Source organism: Paenibacillus sp. P4_A9, assembly GCF_056402415.1.
The window spans coordinates 16,578-37,000 of the sequence record NZ_JBFUHL010000028.1; the positions used below are offsets into that span (position 1 = coordinate 16,578).

Here is a 20,423-nt window from a genome sequence, read left to right on the forward strand (position 1 = left end):
GTTCGATAAACTCATTATGACATAATTAATTTCATTTTTCAACAGGCATTTACGAAATTATTGCTCGTCAGGATACAGATTGGCATAATTCATGAGTATGGTCATAAATCCAAGGGCAACGAAAGAAAAAAACACCATAAAAGAGAAATGAAATACATTGGGGAATACGATAAAAAAGGCGCCAGTGGCGACACAAACCCAGTTCTGCCACATATGCTTCCCTGTTTTCCCTAAAGCTAGCATAGAACTTACGAATTGTAGACTTCCGAACAGTGCACAGCTCAAAAGCGCATTGGTGTCATCTCCAAATCCGAACACCCAAGGCGTTATAAGAAACCAGAGACCCAGGAGCGCTGACAAACTATTTTTGAGATACATACCGATAACACCTCCTAAATGCGGGATGTTACAGTATATGCAAACGCTTTCAATAAAGTGTTATGTGAAAAAGCCTTTGATTCACCTAAATAGGCAACCGAAGGCTCATTTTTATATGATCTATCTCGCTTATTGTTCGATATGAATACCTGTCGAAACAGTTGTCACATCGGCTTTAAGAATTTCAGATACGAATTTAACAGGTACATAGAGGGAATCGTTCAGGATAACTGGAGCCGCTCCAAGCGAAACTGGTGCCATTTTGGCGAAGAAATAGCTGTCTTTCCCCACGCTCACACTCGTCCACTGCGCACCCTTTGTCACCTCAGCTGAGTACGTATCTTGATTCCATTTCACCGTGTAGCCAAGTCCTTCGGCTACTTTACGGAAAGGCACGAGTGAGACTCCGTCCGCATTAAGAACAACGTCGCTGGTTACCAGGTCCACTTTCACTTTATCTGCACCAGGCAGCGGAACCGGATTTGGCTTAATTGTCATATTTTCAGGCAAGCTGAAATGGAATTTCGGGCTACCCGATGAACCAGGAGCGATCGAATATTTCGGGAACACCACGACGGCCTCCCCTTTTTCAACATAAAAGCCTTGCTCTGCGCTGATCCCTTTAAATTGATCTTTAAAGAATTTTTCAGGGGTCTCGGAAATTTTGGCACTAACACCTGCATCGATCGTCGCCTTATAGTCCGCACCTAATAAATCCTGGAGTGTGACACGCTGAGCCTGTGCTGCATTCAAGACGTTGTATGTATCTACTCTTGGCATGCCTGTGCCGCCTGTTGATCCGTAGGTTGTAACTTCAAGCGATACAACGCCTGATGGGTTTCCTGAGCCATCGGATTTCAGTTCATACAGGATCGTAAGCTCATAAGGGCGATACGTATATTCATGCTCTTTCGCTGCAGCTGCAGCCTTCGTAGCGTCTTTTTCCCATATCTCTAAATCTTTGTTGGCATGTGATAGCAAAATGTTATTCAGCTCATCCTGATATCTTGCATCCAGCATGTTTGACAGCTGCGGCACTTTGATGTTTGTTTTTAAATCTGCATTCTTCGAGGTAAGCACCACGTCTTTAATGACGACTGGTACTGATGATGTTGCAGATATAGCCACTACGGTATCTGCTGAAGCCACGTTAGCTACTGGCAATACGGAGGCACTCACGCCTACAAGCATCGCACAACCAACAACACCGATTTTCAACATGTTCCACGGATTTTTTTTCATTTCTGATTCGCTCCTTCTAAGTTATCATGTTTTTTCTCTCTTGTTCTAACCTTCACGATAACTAGACGAACCAGCTTTCTAAAAAGTCTGACCGACACCATTTTATTTCAAGAAAGACGGAACGTACCCACCACTAGACTTAGATCTGTGGCAATGCCGGCAAGGTTTTTGGCTGATGCCGTAATTTCTTCGGCTGATGCCAGCTGTTCTTCGGTCACTGCAGCGACGGACTGCGCTGTGCCTGAGGTTTGCTGTGCAACGAAGCCTACTTGGGCTACTGTAGCCGCTACTTCTTCCGAGCTTGCTGCCATCTGTTGCGCTGCTGCCGCAGTTTCTTGAATCTTGCTCGCTACTTCTTGCGAAGCTTGTACAATTTGACCGAACGCTTGCTCCGCAATGCTTACTTCATGAAGTCCTTCCTGCACTTCTGTCCGTCCATTGTTCATAACCCCTACAGCCCGTGCAGAATCTCTTCGTATCGAAGTAATGAGCTCTGAGATCTCACGAACCGAATCATCGGTTTGCGAAGACAACTTACGCACCTCTCCAGCAACAACAGCGAAGCCCTTACCGCTTTCGCCTGCACGCGCAGCTTCAATCGCTGCATTCAAAGCAAGTAAATTCGTTTGCGAAGCAATATTCCCGATTAACGTGCTAATCTGACCGATACTTTGGGAATGCTTCTCCAACTCTTGAATCACCTGATTGGCCGCATCAACGGACGTGCTTACTGCTTGCATTTTATTAACGACACGTCCCATCGCATGTGTGCCTTGCTCAGCAATGTTCGTTGCCGTCATAGATAACTCCGATACATCTGCCGTTGTTTCTGCAATACGTGAGATCCCGGCTGCCATTTCTTCCATTGCTCTACCGCACTCCACAGAGCTTTGAGCTTGTGCATCCGCCCCACTCGCGAAATCCTGAACAGATACAGCGACATGCTGGGAAGCCGAGGTGTTCTGCTCGGAGCTGGCGAAAAGCTGCTGAGATGAAGCTGCAATGTTCGTGGAGGCTTGCTGCATTCGCTCCACAGAATGACGCAACTGAGTCACCATTTGATTAACAGCCCCAACGAGCAGGCCAATTTCATCTTTATTTTTGACATAAATCGGCTCAACCGTCAGATCACCATTCGCAATACGATTCAGCGCTAAGGAGGCATTGCGAACAGGAACCGAAATAATTTTCACTAGCATATAACAAGCTGTGATCATGAATAGGATCATCACTGTCAATACGATTACCGACATCCTCACACTTTCACGGTACACCTTCTGACTATCTTGCTCTGCTAAGATCCCACCTTGTTGATTGTAAGCCACCATGTCTGCCATCTTCTTTTGTACCTTTGCGAATGCTTCCGTCATAGCCACTAGACTATCCTGTGCTGCTTTGCTTGTTGGATCACCTGATTGTTGTTTATTCGCTACAAAGGTCACAGTAAACGCTTCCCAATTCTGTACAAGCTCCTGTAGGTGTGCACCATCTTCTTCACTGGCTACAGTTTCCTTATATTTTCCTAACAATTGATTGATTCGTTCCATTACAGCGGCTATTTCTTTATCTAAAGCTTCATGCTTTTTCACATCGGGCTCTAACCTCTTCCCTCTATAAACGGATAGTGCATGCTCAGAGTTATAATGAATCTCTTCAATAATTTGAATACCCATCATCCAATTCTCTACGAGCTTCGAATTGCTATCTTTAAGCGCCCCCATACGACTTATATCGGTCCAGCTTATTCCCCCTACCATCAATAAAATGATCGTAAAAACCATAATTAATTTCGTACGAACAGTCAGTTGCATTTCTAAATTCCCCCTATAATATGTATGATTAAAAGCTTTGCGCTTACTGCATGGTATACGCGGTTCTTCTAGCAACCTTTCGGCTAATCGTGTTTTTGCCGCGGCAAGCGTATTAGAGGAAACGATCCAAAAATTGCTACTAGATTGAAAAATACATAAATTTATGTCACTATATGCGTATACGCCATCTGGATGGCGTGTGTCATTTTATACGTATAGGTGGTTAATTGTTATGACTGAACATGGCGCTTCTTACCGCATCTTGTTGTATTATAAATTCGTCGCTGTTGCTGATCACGAAGCATTGGCGCGCGAACATCTGGATTATTGTAAAAAGTTAGGTGTAAAAGGACGCATTCTGATTGCTCCTGAGGGCATTAACGGCACCCTTTCTGGGACCGTAGAGCAAACGGAAGCCTACATGGCGATGATGAACCTCATGCCATTGTTTAAAGATATGGTTTACAAGATTGATGAGCATGAAGGGCATGCCTTCAAGAAGCTTTTTGTCCGTCCGAAAAAGGAGCTCGTCACCTTCCGTCTTGAAGAAGATGTGAATCCGAATGAGCTAACCGGGACGCATTTGAAGCCTAAAGAATTCTATGAGAAGCTCAAAAATGAAGATGTCATCGTGCTCGATGGCCGTAATCACTATGAGTATGATATCGGACATTTCCGTGGTGCCATTCGTCCTGAGGTCGAGACGACCAAGGAATTCCCAGAGTGGATTCGCAACAATCTGCAGGATTTCAAGGACAAGCCTATCCTTACCTACTGTACCGGCGGCATCCGTTGTGAGAAGCTATCTGGCTTCTTGATCAACGAAGGCTTCAAAGAGGTATATCAGCTAGACGGCGGTATCGTCACCTATGGCAAAGATGAAGACGTACAAGGTCGCCTTTTTGATGGGAAATGCTATGTGTTCGATGAGCGCATCTCCGTACCGATTAACCGCACAGATGAAGATATCGTTGTCGGCAAATGTTACCACTGCGGAACCGCAGAGGATCGCTATATTAACTGCGCCAACGATCTGTGCCACTTGAAGCATATTTGCTGCGAGGCTTGTGAAGATGAGCATGACAGCTTCTGTTCCAAAGAATGCGAAGAGAAAACATTGAGCGCGTTGGAGGCTTAGTGGGGGATCCCCCCTAATTTCGGGGACCGCGCTGCGAATAGATGGAAAAACTACATCTAAACTTGCTCAAATCGGCTGATTATGCTATTTAGATTGAAAAACTCCAGTTAAATTTCACCTTTTTCGCGTCAAGCGATCAAACGGCTGAAATTAGCTGGAGTTTTTCCAGTTATTCGTTCAAATCAGGCGGGTACGCCGGAAATAGATGTACTTTTTACAGTTAGTGATGCGGAACGGGGCACTAACTGTAAAAAGGACCTTCCCAAGTCGTTTCACTTGGGAAGGTCCTTTTCGGCACAGGTATATTTCGGACAACATTGGCTACTTTAACTACTCTACTCTTGCTATTCTTGCTATTCTTGCTACTCTTGCTGCTCTTGTTACTCTTGTTACTTTTACTACCCATGTTACTCTTGTTCACTCCCCTACCCTCACTACTCCGCAATCTGTTCCATGATCCGATCAATCAACGGGTAGACAAGCTCCTCTTCCAAAGTGAAGTGCTTCAGTAGGATAAGGCAGGCGGTCAGCAGCTCAGAGGCCATCACATGGACGAAGTCCATGTCGATCGGCACGCTCATGGCATTGACACCGTTGACGTATGACTGTACGACTTTTTTGGCCAAATCATGATCCTGCTCCAACACATGCATGGACCGCGCTACTGAGATGGCCATCGTCGGATGTAAATAAGTTTGCAGACTCGGGAATAAGACTTGCTCCTCCCACTCCGAATGCTGCTCCAACTCCTCCACCAGGGATAGTATGCCGTCCTGAAGTTCGATCAGACGACACATTCCAATTGAGCAATCATCAAGAGTGTACAAAGCTGCAGCTAGCGTTCGAATGTCGGAGAGCTGCTCACGCATTTGTACATGCTCCTCCTTCAAACGCTGGGCTAGCATTCTAAATTCACTAGGATTCACATTATTTGCCCGATTCGTTTGAATGCTCAAACGATCACTCATTCGACATCCTCCTCAAAGTTTCTTTAGAAACTCTCTACGTAAGCATCAACTTAGAGTTTTCGCGAGAAAACTTGCTTCGTATGTAAATTAAACCCCATACCGCATTATCATTGTATGCGGCATGGGGCAGTTTACATGCGAACGAATGTCTAATAATAACCTTTTAACGAATACGGCTCTCCGTCAAATGAAACTGATTCACAAGAAGGAGCATGGACTGCGTAATCACCCTACATCGCCCGTTGTTTGACGCACATGATGCATGTCCTGCAGTATCTCCTTCACCGTGAGCTCAACCTCTGCACTTGCATTAAACCATTAAACGGCCATTCACCCGCAATAGATGGATTTTCTGCAGTTAAATACAGCTATATATTTGTAATTTATGGAATAAATGGACTTTATACAGTTAATTTCATCAATTTCGAGCAGTTGACGCGATTCTCGATGAATTACCTGTATTTTTTCCAGCTATTTTGACTTATGAGCGAATTTCGCGAAAAATAGCTGGAGGTTTTCCAGTTATTCTATATCTGAGAGCTGAGGAATCACAAACAAACAGTCTCCGTAATTCAGCGTAAAATAAGGGATAAGGCTTACCCAAAAACTCAAAACATATTCTTATCTGTCAAGAAAGAGGCACGGATCCAAGATCCGCGCCTCTTTCTCCGCCAATAATTAAAAGAAATCTGTCAGATACGTTGTTCGTTCCGGAATGAATCGTTCTAACCTTGTGATCTCAGCCGCACTCCCGTGTAGACGACCAATGCGATGCAGCAAAGCGGCTCGCTTGTACCCCATCAGTAGCGCCGATAACGTTTGGATATCACACGAAATGATGTCCCTCACCGCATCTTCCTCAGCGCCTCGCTCACTATAGAACACTCGTTCCCCGTCCAACTTTACGATGTCGTTCCCTTCATCGCTCCCAGGTTGAATTCGGAATATCCCGTTATTCCACTCGGCTTGACCGTCCTGAAGCCGAAGATAAAATGGCTTGCAAGCCTCGGTTCCATCTGCAACTTCGTTAAATGGAAACAATCGAAGAAAGGCTTCGGCATCGACAATCCGTGCCATAAAATAAGGAATGACCTCCTGCTTAATTCTGGGTTCCGCCAACAAATATGGCAGCGGATCGCCAATTGGCGCCTGGCATACCACTTTATCAATCATCGAGTCGTGATTGGAGATCAGTCGCCATAGCGCACGAGTGGCGTCCTCACTCAACGTAATCAGTTCATGAACGGTGAGAACCCTTTCTTTTACCTGATAAATAATATAGCCTTCCGTCTCACCGGCAGGATTCAGGTAAAGAGTTACGATCCCTTTCTTAGGCTTGAAAACTCTACTGCTCCACCACGCTTCGGTCCGAACGAGCATCCCGTTAAAGCGTTTCGCATACGCCTCGTAGATCGGATTCAACACCGCCGCATCCGCTTCGATCCGTCGCAGCGTACTGCCTTCTGCAACCTCTGGCTTGGGTAGCTGATTGGATGCAATTTCATATCGCATGTAATCAATAAAAGTCTCCCAGCCGTATTTGCGATAAAACGCAAAAGCAAACGGTGCCAGGAAGGATACGACATGCCCGGATTCTTTCATCGACTTCAGCGATTGGGACAACAGTTGGCCAACCATTCCCTGACGGCGATATTCAGGCCATGTCGCAACAGAAGCAATACCGCCCATCTCAAATGCTTTGCCGTTAATCCAGGTAGTCAGCTTCAGTATCAATAATTTGGCTGCTAGTTGATCCTCAACGAAAAATCCCCATATCTGCTCGGACTTCATGACAGCCAGCCGCTCTTCCCGCTCATCTGGCAACATGGTAAATTGAAAAGCAAACTCCGACAAGGCAAGACTGTCCTTCAATTCATCCTGCTTTAACAATCTGATTTGATCCATAGTGCCTCCTACTTATCTATTTTGCTTCTATTCTAACATGTGGCATTCAACGCAATCCATACACATACAAAAGCCCCGCCCCGCTTGGACTGCGAGATCAGGGCTTTACTATTTTCCACACTTACCCAAATGTTTTCTTATATTCAGTAGGCGTAATGCCTGTTCGCTTCTTGAATGTTCGAATGAAATGGCTGAGATGATGAAAACCGACCTGAAACCCAATTTGCGTAATGGTATGCATATTGCGCTGAATTAGCTCCATCGCCCTTTCAATTCGCACCTCGTTCACGTAATCTACGAAGTTCTGGCCTGTTTCTTTCTTAAAAACAGTACTGAAGTAGGCCGGCGCCATATTAGCCAGAAAAGCTCCTTGCTCTAGCGGTATATCCTGACAATAATTGTCGTGAATATATCGCTTCACTTCCTCAATCGGATGCTGGCTCGTCGATGTTGACTGGACACTTTGCTTCCGTCTCACCCTTCGGTATTCGCGGTCCATGATGATGAGCAGCTTGACAAGGCTCGTACAGATAGAGAATTCATATCCCGCTTCGCGATGCTCAAATTCATCCTGTATATCTTGAAGCAGCTGCTCAACTAGAAGCTGCTTCGGCTTGGCGATATGCAGCCACGGCTGCGGCAAGGCAGCTAGCTCTGGCAACTCGTCAGTAGTATTTTGAAGAAAAAGGTATAAGGTATCCGAGAAGGGCTTCAATTGCTCTCTTACCAGAAATGGCAGGAAATCAATCAGCACCACTTCGAACTCGCGCTCTTCAATCGCGCTTAAGCTGTGCTCCACCCCAGGCGCTATGATGAACATATCCCCTCTGCTGATATTCAGCGACTTGCCTCGCAGCTGGTGATTGCACACCCCTTTGAGCACATAGGCGATCTGTGTATATTCGTGGATATGCAAAGGCTGTTTCAGTGCGAGGCTGGAGTAACGGAATATTTTAAAAGGAAACTCCTTTTTCAGTGTAGATTTGCTTTGAAAATAGGACATCCCCTTCTCCATGCTCATACGATTACCACCTGTCCGAAGCCATATTTCATTCAAGCATATGTCAATTTGCGGAATTGAACAACCCTTCTGTGCGGGCGCTTCAGTTAGAACGTCTGGCTTGCATCGTAGACGAGCTCGCCAGCTTTATAGGTCTGCCGCAATGGGATGCGGCCGTCCGCTTGGATACTGTCTAGGAGAACGATGTCGGCTGGAGACCCTGCCGACAAGCCCTCTGCGACAGGCAGACCCAGCAAGCGAGCATTCCCGTTGCATAATGGCGCGCGTGAATGACACTCTTTTTATCGGCCATAGGAATCCTGGTCCAAATAAAGCGTACAATCCGGGTGCCTGCGAAGAATCGTCGAAGGGCACGCGGTTGAGATCGGCTCGTTCAAGGTGCGCTGCACCGCCTGATGTTTGGTTACGCCAGGAACCGAGCAGAACAGATGCGCGCCGGACATCAGCGCTGGAATGGTTAGCGTTAAGGCATGGGTCGGTACGTCTGCGAAGGAACCAAAACACCCATCATTCACCTGCTGTTGACGGCAAACGTCCTCCAGCTCCACACGCTTGATCAGCTCTATATCTGCGAAATCCGCTACTGGAGGGTCGTTGAAGGCGATGTGACCGTTCTCGCCAATGCCGAGACAAACGATATCAATCGGTGCTTCTCCAAGCAGATCGCTATACCGTCTACACTCGTCCTCTGCCAAGTTCAGGCTATTGATGAGATGTACCGTGCCTGGCCCAACCTTATTGAACAATCGGTCGCTTAGAAACCGTCCGAATTTCTGCGGCGCATCATCGCTGAGTCCGATATATTCATCCATATGAAACACAGTGATCCGCGACCAGTCGATGGCTTCATCATCGGCCAATGTTTGGAGCATTTCATTCTGTGAGGGCGCTGCCGCGAAAATGATGCGAATGGCCGCTTTCTCGGTAAGCAGTTCCTTGATTTTGTTGGCCGCATCTGATCCAGCGGCATGTCCTAACGCCTTCCGGTCCTGATACACGTTAACCTGCAGCGCATCGATTTGTGCTTGCCAGATTGGCTGTGCCTGTAATTGTGGCTCATTCATAGGATCGTTCCTCCAGTCAGTTTGTGAGAAATCCTTTATCGAAGCAATACTAGGATGTACGACCGCGTATAAAGGTAGGTTTTATCGCCAATTAGAAAGATGTTTTCGGTGAACGAAAACTTATACTTTCTAATGTGGTTATCTGCCGCTCTTCGGCCGCACTCTTATAAATCTGTTCAACAAGCTGCACCGCACGCAGTCCGGACTCCCCAGTAACCAGCGGCTCATCGCCGGCTTCAATCGAAGCCATGACATCCAACAACTGGCTTTGATGAAAATCCGACACGATGCTGTGCGGATCCGTAATCCCGCCGTAGGCACCTGCCTGCGTCCAAGTCGGCTCGCTTCGCCCTGGTACCGTCCAATGGACGATCGTCGAGCCTTCGAGCTTGATCGTGCCTTTCTCACCGTACAGATTGACGGTTGCAGCAAAGCCCGGAACGATGCTGGTCGAGGCCATAATCGTACCGAAAGCCCCGTTTTTAAATTGCAGAATAGCCAGTCCTATATCCTCAGCTTCCATCTCGTGTGTTTGGGTAGCAACTTTGCCGAAGACCGTATGAACGTCACCAGCGAACCATAGCATAAGATCCAGACAATGAATCCCTTGGTTCATCAAGACGCCTCCATCCTCCGCTATCGTTCCGCGCCACTCCGCGCTGTTATAATACGACTGGGATCGATGGAAAGGCAGCGACACCTCAACCAGCAAGAGCTTCCCAAGTGCCCCTTCATCCAATACCCGTTTAATAGCTTGATTCTGAGCCTCGAACCTTCTCTGGGAGATGACGGAGAGTGTGACATTGTTTGCTCTAGCCGCTTGCACAAGCTTCTCTGCATCTTTCACATTCATCGTAATTGGCTTCTCAATGATCAAATGCTTGCCCGCATTCACGACATCCAGTCCGATACTCGCATGGCTGCCGCTTGAGGTAGTGACACAGACGATATCCACATCAGGCCTGGCAAGTAGCTCGCGATAGTCTGTTGTCCATGAGCAACCTTCTCGCTCGGCAACCGCTTGCGCCTTCGACTCCGTGCGGCTGGATACCACGACTAGGCTTGCTTCTTCAATCTGACGGATGGCCTCGATATGGAAATCAGCCACTGATCCGCAGCCTATGATACCGAACTTCCAGTTAGCCAACACCTACACCTCCTCTAGCAACGCCCTAAGCGCATCAAGTGTCATTCGTGTGCCAGTTAGCTGGCTGCCGCCCTCTGGAACAAAATGCGTTTCAATCGTATATAAACCATCGTATCCATCTGCTTCAAGCGCTTTGATCTGAGCCGCTAATGCAACATTGCCAGAGCCCAGAGGCACACATTTGGCTGTTCCATCCTGACGGATATACGCATCCTTCAGATGAACATGTGCCAAGGTACTTTTCATGGACAGGTAACCACTCGGGAATGCCTCTCTAGCACCATACGCCTCATTGCCCGGATCCCACAAACCTCTAACAGATGGCGAATCGACTGCCGAAACAAGCGCCGCTACTTCCGCTGCAAAGCCTCCGTTACAGGAAGGCTCATTCTCAAGGAGCAGGATCACACCTTCCTTAACGGCGATTTTTCCCGCCTTTTTTAGATGACGAACAACTTCATCACTGTGCTGCTGCGGATCCGTTTCCCGCCAGAACGAGAAAATACGAATGCGTGGCGTCCCCAACAGCTTAGCGATCTCAATAACCCTATGAAGCTTATTAAAATGCTCTTCAACACTCTGTTCCTTCTGCCCGAAGGTGTCTCCGGATTCAACCAACCGCTTCGGTTCCAAGGCACACTTAAACAAGGGCGAAGCAATGGCGGAAACATACAGTCCGTGATCCTCCACCACTTTGCGGATTTCGACGATCTGAGCATCAGCCAACTCCGATACATTGATGCCATTGACAACTCTGACTTCCACATGCTTTAAACCCTGTTCAGCAGCCCAATTTACAGCCTTCTCGAAATTGGGGGATACCTCATCCGACAATACGCCTAATCGATTCCAAATCAATAAAACCCCTCCGCCTACGCCTGAATATGTGATGCTGATTTCTTATTTTCTTACTATAACAAGATTGTCTGGGGAAAAGTTGACGTTTCTATTGAACTAAGTTTACATTTTTTTCGCTTTTAACCGATTGTAAATAAATGGGTTTTTAATTCAAAATCAAAAGCAGTAAATAAAAGGAATTTGAGTGCATATGTGGAATAGATGTATATACACATTATGATGCCTTGTAACTTGAAGATGCCAGTCATTTGATCATGAAAAAAGGGGGTAAATGTATATGAAATCAACGGGAATCGTAAGAAAAGTGGACGAGCTGGGACGTATTGTTTTGCCTATTGAACTTCGACGGACACTTCATATTGAGATCGGTGATGCGATCGAGGTCTATGTAGATCCTGAGCGTATTACACTTAAGAAGTATATGCCTGCTTGTGTGTTCTGTGGGAATTTTGAGGACATGACCTATTTCAAAGGGAAGCTCGTTTGCAGCAATTGTATTGAAGAGATTACCTAACCATTTGCGTGAGCATACATATCGGCAAGACCGAACATAAGCCCTCAGGGATGATCCTGATGGGCTTTTTTCACAAATAACATTTGCATAATTTGGAATTAACGTGTAAATTAAATACCTAAGTGCATAGTCACGGGAGCTTGGTGAGACCAGGCTGAGAGGATAGTTATAACTATCGACCGTTAAACCTGATCTGGATAATGCCAGCGGAGGAACACAAGATCTCTTTGTATACCAGGAGACCGCCTCTATTAGAGATGCGGTCTTTTTTTCGCAGCATGAATCCTCCGCTTGATCACAATCAATTATTGGAGGCGTGGTAAATGTCAATGGAAACAAGTAAAGAAACCGTATCTTCTTCAACCTCCTCTTTTCCGGGAAGCAAAAAAGTGTATGTCGAGGGCTCACGAAAGGACATCAGAGTCCCCATGCGTGAAATCACACTGAGCCCTACCACAGGTGCTTACGGAGAACAGGAAAACGCCCCTTTGCGGGTGTACGACACGAGTGGCGCATATACAGATGAGGAGATCCAAACTGATATTCGTGAAGGTATTCCACCTAATCGTACGAATTGGATTATAAAACGCGGCGATGTTGAACTGTATGAAGGCAGAACGATTAAACCGGAAGATAACGGATATACCAAGGGAGAGCACGTTGCTGAGGTTTTTCCTGGCTTACATCGTCACCCTATGCGAGCGAAAATAGGTCGTAATGTAACCCAGATGCATTATGCACGTCAAGGTATCATCACGTCCGAAATGGAATATATCGCGATTCGCGAAAATGTATCTCCGGAATTTGTGAGAGACGAGGTCGCTCGCGGCAGAGCGATCATCCCTGCAAATATTAATCACCCTGAGAGTGAGCCTATGATTATTGGACGTAACTTTCTCGTAAAGATAAATGCGAATATAGGAAATTCTGCAGTATCGTCTTCCATTGAAGAAGAAGTGGAAAAAATGAGATGGGCTACTCGCTGGGGAGCTGATAATATTATGGATCTCTCTACGGGTAAAAACATTCATACAACAAGGGAATGGATTATTCGCAACTCCCCTGTTCCTATTGGTACCGTGCCTATTTATCAAGCACTAGAGAAAGTGAATGGCAAAGCAGAAGATTTGACGTGGGAAGTGTACCGTGACACGCTGATTGAACAGGCCGAGCAAGGTGTCGATTACTTTACCATTCATGCTGGTGTACTGCTGCGTTATGTCCCTCTTACGGCTCAACGAGTAACAGGTATTGTTTCTCGAGGCGGCTCTATTATGGCAGCCTGGTGTCTCGCCCACCATAAGGAAAACTTTCTGTATACCCATTTTGAAGAGATCTGTGAAATTATGAAAGCCTATGATGTATCCTTTTCTTTAGGCGACGGGTTGCGCCCAGGATCCATTGCAGATGCGAATGATGAGGCTCAGTTTGCAGAACTAGAAACATTAGGTGAACTCACCAAAATCGCCTGGAAGCATGACGTGCAAGTCATGGTAGAAGGTCCTGGTCATGTACCTATGCATTTAATCAAGGAAAATATGGATAAACAACTTGAAATCTGTGACGAAGCTCCTTTTTACACATTAGGACCGCTTACAACGGATATTGCGCCAGGCTATGACCATATCACTTCGGCCATTGGAGCAGCGATGATAGGCTGGTTTGGTACTGCCATGCTGTGTTATGTAACTCCCAAAGAACATTTGGGTTTGCCCAATAAAAATGACGTTCGTGAAGGGGTTATCACCTATAAAATTGCTGCTCATGCCGCTGATTTAGCCAAAGGACATAAAGGCGCCATGGATCGCGATAATGCGTTATCCAAGGCACGTTTTGAATTCCGTTGGCATGATCAATTCAACTTATCCTTGGATCCAGAAAGAGCCATCGCGTACCATGATGAGACACTACCTGCAGAAGGTGCCAAGATCGCTCATTTTTGCTCGATGTGCGGACCTAAGTTCTGCTCCATGCGGATTTCCCAAGATATCCGAGACTACGCCAAGCTGCAAGGCATTGAGGATGCGCAAGCCATTGAACAAGGAATGAGTGAAAAGTCGGAGGCTTTCAAGAAAGCGGGGCACGCCATTTATACGTAAATTAAGAGGGTTGCTGAAACAGAAGCAACCCTCTTTTCCTCTCACCCTTTCTCCTCATCTGCCACCGCTCCGAACATAAGAATTTCGTAACTTGCTACAACGCCCCCAGGTATTCCGAACTTTTCTTCGTATTCTTCATACATCTTGGCGAACAGGCGTCGCGTACTGAGACCCTGCCATGCAATGGCTTCTGACGTGCTCGCTCCCATTGCTTTTACGGAGTAAAGAAATTCTCTAACGGAAGTATACGTTTCCTTTCGAACCTCACGCTCAACTTGGATATGTGAAAATCCCGCTTCTATAAGCCATTCCTTCCACTGCGCTCTCGATTGAAAAGTCAGCCCATGCCGCTGCGGTTCTATACCACTTGCTCGATAAACCTCTTGAAATGACTCGTGCAATTCATGAAACGTATCAGGCCCGAAAGTGGTGAAAACCAGCCTGCCTCCAGGACGAAGAATCCGCCGAAGATGCCCCAGCGTTTGCCTTGGATGATTCAGCCATTGGAAACAGGCGTTAGAGACGATGAGATCAAATGAAGCTGATGGAACATCATCCACCCACGTTTCAACATCTCCAACAAGAAAACGTAAACGAGACGATAGGCTGTTTCCGGCATCTATCTCGTTCCATCCACTCGATCGGACTCGATGTTCAGCCACTTTGATCATCGCTGGTGCGATGTCAAGTGCAGTAATCGACACGGATGACGACCACGTGTGAAGCAAAATTTCAGTGAGAGCCCCCGTGCCACAGCCAATCTCAAGAATGTTGCGCCCGTCTGCGCGGACGTCCAGCAGAGATTGTGCAAGTCTGTCAGCCATGCTTCGCTGCACATGGGCATGCTGATCATACAAACCCTTGGAGCTACGGTTAAACTGACGACGAATAGCGGTTGTCCTCGTGTTCATGCCACCAACTCCTCATTTTATCAGCTATATCAGTGTCCCTTGCCACAAACGGAACATGCCCGCGATTAGGAATTGTCATTAACTCCGCATGCGGCAATTGGTCTGCAAGCTCTCGTGCAGCGCCGTAAGGGCATATCTTATCTGCAGTTCCATGAACTACCAGCACTGGACAAGAGATAGTCGGCAGCTCAGACACGATTTCCACATTTCGTAGAATTTGGAGGCCAGATAGAAGTCCAGGGATTGTCCATCCACCAAGGACAGGAAGTGCCCCTTCAAGACCTTCTTCTAATTCCGCTTCTGTAAATAAGTTTTCTCGAAATTTGGTTTCAACACTTTGAGGATCCTTCTGTAGCCCTGTCATCATCTGTCTAATGGCTGCAACGGACCATCCTAGCTCCTTCTCTTCTTTAGAACGGGTAAACCGAGCGTTTGCTGCAATTACCACAAGTCCATCCCCGTATCCTTTGGCTGCTAATCTCAGTGCCAATAATCCACCGAGAGACCACCCGCAGATCAATAGCCTGCCACGAACATCCTTCGTCTGACAAGTTGAAACGCTATGCATGGCGGCCCTTTCCGTCAAGAGTAGCATGTCCTCAGGCGAATCCGCCTTACTGTAATCGACAGATAGGTGATGAAAATCAGGCAACAACGCTCGCAGCCGATCGAAAACCTGATCCGACATACTCCATCCAGTCAGCCATAGCATGGTTGTCTTGGACTCTGTCCGCGCTTTCTCAACATATGACATCATCGCTTCAACACTCCCAGTTGGAATCCAAGGCTGCGGATTAGTTCAGCAGCATCCATCAGTTCCTTTTCTGTGTGGGCGGCTGATAACGAGAAGCGAATACGAGCTGTGCCATCTGGAACAGTTGGCGGACGTATCGCTACTGCTGCAATACCTTCAGCTTCAAGTGCACTGCTAAAGCGTAACGTCGCAGTGTTATCACCCACAATCACGGGTACAATCGGGGAGTTGCCGACACCGATCGTGAAACCGGCCGCCCTCAGATGGGAACGAAATAGCTCGCTTAACGCGAATAGCCTTTCTCGGCGCCAGTGCTCAGCTTGGACCAATGCTAACCCCTCTGAAATACCAGCTAGGATCGAAGGGGGTAAAGCTGTCGAGTAGATGAGCGGTCTCGCTTTGTTCACCAACCATTGAATAAGCATACGACTGCCGCAGATATAGGCGCCATAGACACCGAAAGATTTGCTGAACGTCCCCATATGAATATCCACATCATCTTGCAGAGAGAGCTCGTGGCATAATCCCTCTCCGCGCTTCCCGTAAACTCCCCCACTGTGAGCCTCATCTACCATCAGCATAGCTCCGAACTCGCGTTTAAGCGCCACCAACTCACGCAATGGCGCCTGATCACCGTCCATCGAGAACACAGCGTCCGTTACGATTAACTTCCGTCGTTTATCTCGGTACTTATGCAATAACGCACGTAAATGAGCCATATCATTGTGACGATACCGAGCGTGTTCTGCTCGACTACCTATAATGCCGTCCGTCATGCTCGCGTGATTCCATTGATCGCTGAAAACCACATCTCCCCTGCTTACTAGCGTGCCAATAACACCAGAATTAGCCATATAGCCGTTTGCAAAAACGAGTGCGGCTTCACATTTCTGCCAGCTGGCTATCTCTTCTTCAAGTCGTTCATACGGTGGCCGATTGCCCGTTACAAGCCTTGAAGCACCTGAACCTGCTCCTTCTGTAAGCAGCGTCTTCCTCATCCCTTCAATGATTATGGGATGCTGGGCGAGTCCAAGGTAGTCATTGGATGACAAGTTGAGCAGAACTCTTTCCCCTCGCACAATGTAGCCTGGAGATCCGACTACCGGACTACTTCTGTGCAAGGATCGCTCCAACGAGGCTTCAGCGAGTAGCTCGAGTTCTTTTTCTATCCAGTTCATGGCATTCATGGTTATCACAACCTTAAAGGGCGTTTAATTCGATTTCAAAGCCCAGATCTTCAATGATTTGATGATCAGCCGTTACGTCTTGACCGGCTGTCGTTAAATAATCGCCTACAAAGAGTGAATTTGCAGCATATAGGGACAGTGGCTGTAGGGTACGGATGTTGACCTCACGCCCACCGGCCACACGAATTTCTTTCGATGGACAAATGAAACGGAACAAAGCCAGTACCTTCAACGCTTTCATCGAAGGCGTACGGCCTGCGTGTTCTAGCGGGGTTCCCGGAATCGCATTCAGGAAATTAATTGGAATCGAATCTACATTGAGTTCGCGAAGTGCATAAGCCATTTCAACAATTTCTTGATCGGTCTCACCCATGCCGATAATGACGCCGGAACAAGGAGACATGCCTTGCGACTTTACTTGATCCACGGTTTCAACACGTTGGTCGTATGTATGCGTCGTGGTAATCGATGTGTAATTAGCTTTGCTGGTGTTCAAGTTATGGTTGTATCGATGTACGCCTGCTTCGGCAAGTCGTTCAGCTTGATTGCCCTTGAGTATGCCCAGACATGCGCAAATTTTGAGCGGCATCGTTTCACGTATTTCTTTAACTGCGTCTACGACTTGATCCAGTTCCTTGTCTGTCGGACCTTTACCAGCCGCCACAATGCAATAGGTTCCCGCTTTGCGTGCCAACGCTTCACGCGCACCAGCAAGCAGCGTATCTTTATCAAGCAGTGTGTACTTGGCCACAGGCGCCGTCGAAACAATGGATTGCGAGCAATAGCCACAGTCCTCGGGGCAGAGCCCGCTTTTGGCATTGATGATCATGTTCAGCTTTACTTTCTTACCGTAAAAATGTTTCCTCACCTGAAAGGCAGCCTGCAGCAGCAACAACACTTCATCATTGTCGGCTTCTAGAACGGCGAGCCCTTCCTCTAGCGTAATACACTCCCCTTGTAACGCTTTCTGTGCAAGCGATTGCCATTTCAAATCATCAATAATTGTATTCATTTCAATCATCCTCCTATGTATGAATGTATTTCAATGCCTGTCTGATCGGCCCCAATTGGATGGTTTGTCGAACGGTTTGTATAAACATTTCCGGATTGGAATTGGCGGGTAAGCTGGGGAATCTACCCAGAACTTTAGTGCCGCTATACTGTTCGATTAGCTCCGCATTGGTAGCAATGCTCGGATCGTCAGGCGGGTTCATCCCTTCCCCGTCATTCAAAATAATGCCTACAATCGGAATACCATGTGCCTTCAGAAATGACACAGTCAGAAGCGTGTGGTTAATCGTGCCTAGGCCGGAACGGGCAATAATTAACGCTGGAATCCGAAGCTCAGAGATCAAATCCACCATAAGACTGTCATCGGTAAGCGGTACACCGACGCCACCTGCACCTTCGATGAGCAACGTGTCGTAACGTTTAGTAAGGGGGACACCTGCTGCGATCAGCTCCTTGAGCGTAAGGGTCACACCCGCCTGTTTAGCGGCTAGCAGCGGCGTAAGCGGCGCTTCGAAGGTAAATGGCGCCACATCTTCGGGTCGCTCATCAATTCCCGTAATTTGCAGCAATCTCTCCGCATCGGTCAATCCGCTGCCTAGCCGGGCTCCGGATTGAACAGGCTTCCAGACACCCACATTCAGCCCTTCGGCTCGAAGAGCAGCAGTAATAGCCGCAGTGACCATTGTCTTCCCAACGCCAGTGTCTGTCCCTGTCACAAATAAACCGCGTATCCTTTCAACGCTCTCTCTGCTCATATCAATGAGCCCTTTCTGTAACGCTAATGATGGATTCTATTAAAATATCAGTCATCGCATCGAGCTCAGCTTCATTAGCAGCAAGCGGAGGGATAAAGACCATCACATTCCCAAGTGGTCTTGTTAGCATGCCAAGTTCTCTGGCACGCAGACTTGTGCGCACACCGATTCGCTCTGCCCAATCATACGGCTCTCGTGTAGCCTTATCGCGTACAAGCTCGATTCCGATCATCAATCCTTTCTGACGGATATCACCGACGTGCGGGTGATCCTTCAACGCAGCGAGCTTACGCTCGACAAATGCCGCCTTCGCTCGAACCCCTTCAACCATGCTGCGCTCTTCCATCAACTTCAAGCTGGCTAACGCAACCGCACAACCAAGCGGGTTGCCTGTGTAGGAATGCCCGTGAAAAAATGTCTTCTGCTCTTGGTAATCCGCATAGAACGCCTGGTAGATCTCATCTGTCGCGAGTGTTGCAGCCACCGGCAGATAACCGCCTGTAAGCCCTTTACCAACCACCATCAAGTCAGGTGTAACCTCTTCGAGATCACAAGCGAACATTGCTCCCGTCCGCCCGAAGCCAGTCGCTACCTCGTCAGCGATCAACAGTACGCCGTGTTTCCGGCACAACACTGACATTTCACGCAAACAGTTAGGCGGCATAACAACGATGCCGCCAGCCCCTTGCACAATGGGCTCCACAATGAGAGCGGCAATCTCATCCGCCCGCGTTTCCAGTAAATGAAGCAGTGAACCGAGAGTAGCTTCCAATACCTCCGTCTCACCCCCATCATGGCGATAAGCGCATGGATAGGGAATGACGTGCGAAGGAAATAACATGGGGCGGTACACTTCATGATAAAGAGGAATGGCGCCGACACTTACCGCACCGATGGTATCTCCGTGGTACGCTTGATTCATGGTGATAAACCTCGTTTTACCTCGTACTCCCTGGTTATGCCAGTATTGAAATGCCATTTTGATCGCAATCTCGACCGCCGTCGCACCTGAATCCGAGTAGAACACCTTGTTTAAACCTTTCGGCGTAATTCCCACCAGCTTCTCAGCAAGCTCGATCGCTGGTACATTGGCCATTCCGAGCAGCGTGGAATGGGCGATGCGTCCCAACTGATCCGTGATGGCCTGATTGAGCTCAGGCACATTGTGTCCGTGTACGTTGAGCCAGACGGATGAAAAACCGTCCCAATACCCGCGTCCATGGACATCGAACAGCTTCATGCCTTCCCCTCGCTCAATAATGAGCGGGTCAGCGTTATTGTAGTCTTTCATTTGTGTAAAAGGATGCCATAAGTAATCCTTATTCAGGGCAGCAAGCCGTTCATAATTCGTTAGCACAATGATTCACCATCCATTAAGGATTTAATTGTCAACCAATATGAGTTAGTTTAGGTTGACAATCAACTTTGGCAATTCTAACAAATCGGGGGAATTCTGTAAAGCAAATTTTACCAGATCGCGCACAACTAAAAGCCCCTGAAGAAGAAAAGCATAAGCTTCTCTCCCGCAGGGGCTTTTTTGCGCAGAATGGTTAGGGAGTGTTAGCCTGATGAGGCTGTAGTCCGATTTATCCTGCTTATTTGCGACTGTTGGTGGAGACTCGTACCAGTAGTCCGATTACACCAACTTAAAATGCTCTCA

At 47.4% G+C, this 20,423-nt stretch carries 18 protein-coding genes and 1 riboswitch; of the genes, 3 read left to right on the forward strand and 15 right to left on the reverse strand.

Annotated elements, in window-relative coordinates; genetic code table 11:
* Positions 1–57 precede the first annotated feature (57 nt).
* The 3 genes from AC1DVJ_RS17920 to AC1DVJ_RS17930 all read right to left on the reverse strand — a co-directional run bounded on the left by AC1DVJ_RS17920 (position 58) and on the right by AC1DVJ_RS17930 (position 3,431).
* Positions 58–378, reverse strand: a complete 321-nt coding sequence (locus AC1DVJ_RS17920) for an SPW repeat domain-containing protein (protein WP_477592599.1) — start codon at positions 376–378, stop codon at positions 58–60.
* A gap of 129 nt (positions 379–507) precedes the next feature.
* Entirely contained in the window at positions 508–1,620 is a 1,113-nt protein-coding gene (locus tag AC1DVJ_RS17925; RefSeq protein WP_477592600.1) for a stalk domain-containing protein, read from the reverse strand.
* 107 nt (positions 1,621–1,727) lie between these two features.
* The gene (locus AC1DVJ_RS17930; RefSeq protein WP_477592601.1) at positions 1,728–3,431 is read right to left on the reverse strand and encodes a methyl-accepting chemotaxis protein; all 1,704 of its coding nucleotides are present in this window, start codon (positions 3,429–3,431) and stop codon (positions 1,728–1,730) included.
* A 232-nt stretch (positions 3,432–3,663) separates the two neighbouring features.
* Here AC1DVJ_RS17930 and trhO point away from each other — a divergent pair, with 232 nt between their 5' ends.
* Positions 3,664–4,569 carry an oxygen-dependent tRNA uridine(34) hydroxylase TrhO gene (gene trhO / locus AC1DVJ_RS17935; RefSeq protein ID WP_477592602.1) on the forward strand — a complete coding sequence of 302 codons (906 nt, stop codon included), beginning with the start codon at positions 3,664–3,666 and terminating at the stop codon, positions 4,567–4,569.
* A 434-nt stretch (positions 4,570–5,003) separates the two neighbouring features.
* On the opposite strand, the gene AC1DVJ_RS17940 is transcribed toward trhO, so the two are convergent.
* The 6 genes from AC1DVJ_RS17940 to AC1DVJ_RS17965 form a co-directional block, all read right to left on the reverse strand.
* Positions 5,004–5,537 carry a hemerythrin domain-containing protein gene (locus tag AC1DVJ_RS17940; RefSeq protein WP_477592603.1) on the reverse strand — a complete coding sequence of 178 codons (534 nt, stop codon included), beginning with the start codon at positions 5,535–5,537 and terminating at the stop codon, positions 5,004–5,006.
* A 678-nt stretch (positions 5,538–6,215) separates the two neighbouring features.
* Complete coding sequence (locus AC1DVJ_RS17945; protein ID WP_477592604.1) at positions 6,216–7,442, reverse strand: GNAT family N-acetyltransferase; 1,227 nt, start codon at positions 7,440–7,442, stop codon at positions 6,216–6,218.
* A gap of 121 nt (positions 7,443–7,563) precedes the next feature.
* Positions 7,564–8,463 (reverse strand): AraC family transcriptional regulator, encoded by a 900-nt coding sequence (locus tag AC1DVJ_RS17950; protein WP_477592605.1) that lies wholly within the window; start codon positions 8,461–8,463, stop codon positions 7,564–7,566.
* Positions 8,464–8,744: 281 nt separating this feature from the next.
* A complete protein-coding gene (locus AC1DVJ_RS17955) occupies positions 8,745–9,527 on the reverse strand; it encodes a glucosamine-6-phosphate deaminase (protein ID WP_477592606.1) in 783 nt (260 codons plus the stop codon).
* A 91-nt stretch (positions 9,528–9,618) separates the two neighbouring features.
* Positions 9,619–10,674, reverse strand: a complete 1,056-nt coding sequence (locus AC1DVJ_RS17960) for a Gfo/Idh/MocA family protein (protein WP_477592607.1) — start codon at positions 10,672–10,674, stop codon at positions 9,619–9,621.
* A 3-nt stretch (positions 10,675–10,677) separates the two neighbouring features.
* Entirely contained in the window at positions 10,678–11,532 is an 855-nt protein-coding gene (locus AC1DVJ_RS17965) for a sugar phosphate isomerase/epimerase family protein (protein ID WP_477592608.1), read from the reverse strand.
* A gap of 277 nt (positions 11,533–11,809) precedes the next feature.
* On the opposite strand from AC1DVJ_RS17965, the gene AC1DVJ_RS17970 reads away from it, so the two are divergent.
* Positions 11,810–12,046 carry an AbrB/MazE/SpoVT family DNA-binding domain-containing protein gene (locus tag AC1DVJ_RS17970; protein WP_477592609.1) on the forward strand — a complete coding sequence of 79 codons (237 nt, stop codon included), beginning with the start codon at positions 11,810–11,812 and terminating at the stop codon, positions 12,044–12,046.
* A 122-nt stretch (positions 12,047–12,168) separates the two neighbouring features.
* A riboswitch (TPP riboswitch) is annotated at positions 12,169–12,278 on the forward strand.
* A gap of 97 nt (positions 12,279–12,375) precedes the next feature.
* The gene (gene thiC, locus AC1DVJ_RS17975) at positions 12,376–14,145 is read left to right on the forward strand and encodes a phosphomethylpyrimidine synthase ThiC (protein WP_477592643.1); all 1,770 of its coding nucleotides are present in this window, start codon (positions 12,376–12,378) and stop codon (positions 14,143–14,145) included.
* Between the two features lie 41 nt (positions 14,146–14,186).
* Here thiC and bioC read toward each other — a convergent pair whose 3' ends face one another.
* From bioC to bioA, 6 genes are read right to left on the reverse strand one after another with little or no spacing between them, the layout of a single operon-like run.
* Complete coding sequence (gene bioC, locus AC1DVJ_RS17980) at positions 14,187–15,056, reverse strand: malonyl-ACP O-methyltransferase BioC (RefSeq protein ID WP_477592610.1); 870 nt, start codon at positions 15,054–15,056, stop codon at positions 14,187–14,189.
* Complete coding sequence (locus AC1DVJ_RS17985) at positions 15,019–15,813, reverse strand: alpha/beta hydrolase (RefSeq protein ID WP_477592611.1); 795 nt, start codon at positions 15,811–15,813, stop codon at positions 15,019–15,021. Before AC1DVJ_RS17985 ends, bioC begins: the two co-directional genes overlap by 38 nt.
* Entirely contained in the window at positions 15,810–16,988 is a 1,179-nt protein-coding gene (bioF, locus tag AC1DVJ_RS17990) for an 8-amino-7-oxononanoate synthase (protein WP_477592644.1), read from the reverse strand. Before bioF ends, AC1DVJ_RS17985 begins: the two co-directional genes overlap by 4 nt.
* A gap of 22 nt (positions 16,989–17,010) precedes the next feature.
* Positions 17,011–18,009, reverse strand: a complete 999-nt coding sequence (gene bioB / locus AC1DVJ_RS17995; protein WP_477592612.1) for a biotin synthase BioB — start codon at positions 18,007–18,009, stop codon at positions 17,011–17,013.
* Positions 18,010–18,022: 13 nt separating this feature from the next.
* Positions 18,023–18,763, reverse strand: coding sequence for a dethiobiotin synthase (gene bioD, locus AC1DVJ_RS18000; RefSeq protein ID WP_477592613.1), 741 nt, complete (start codon positions 18,761–18,763; stop codon positions 18,023–18,025).
* Position 18,764: 1 nt separating this feature from the next.
* The gene (gene bioA / locus AC1DVJ_RS18005) at positions 18,765–20,126 is read right to left on the reverse strand and encodes an adenosylmethionine--8-amino-7-oxononanoate transaminase (RefSeq protein WP_477592645.1); all 1,362 of its coding nucleotides are present in this window, start codon (positions 20,124–20,126) and stop codon (positions 18,765–18,767) included.
* Positions 20,127–20,423: the final 297 nt, after the last annotated feature.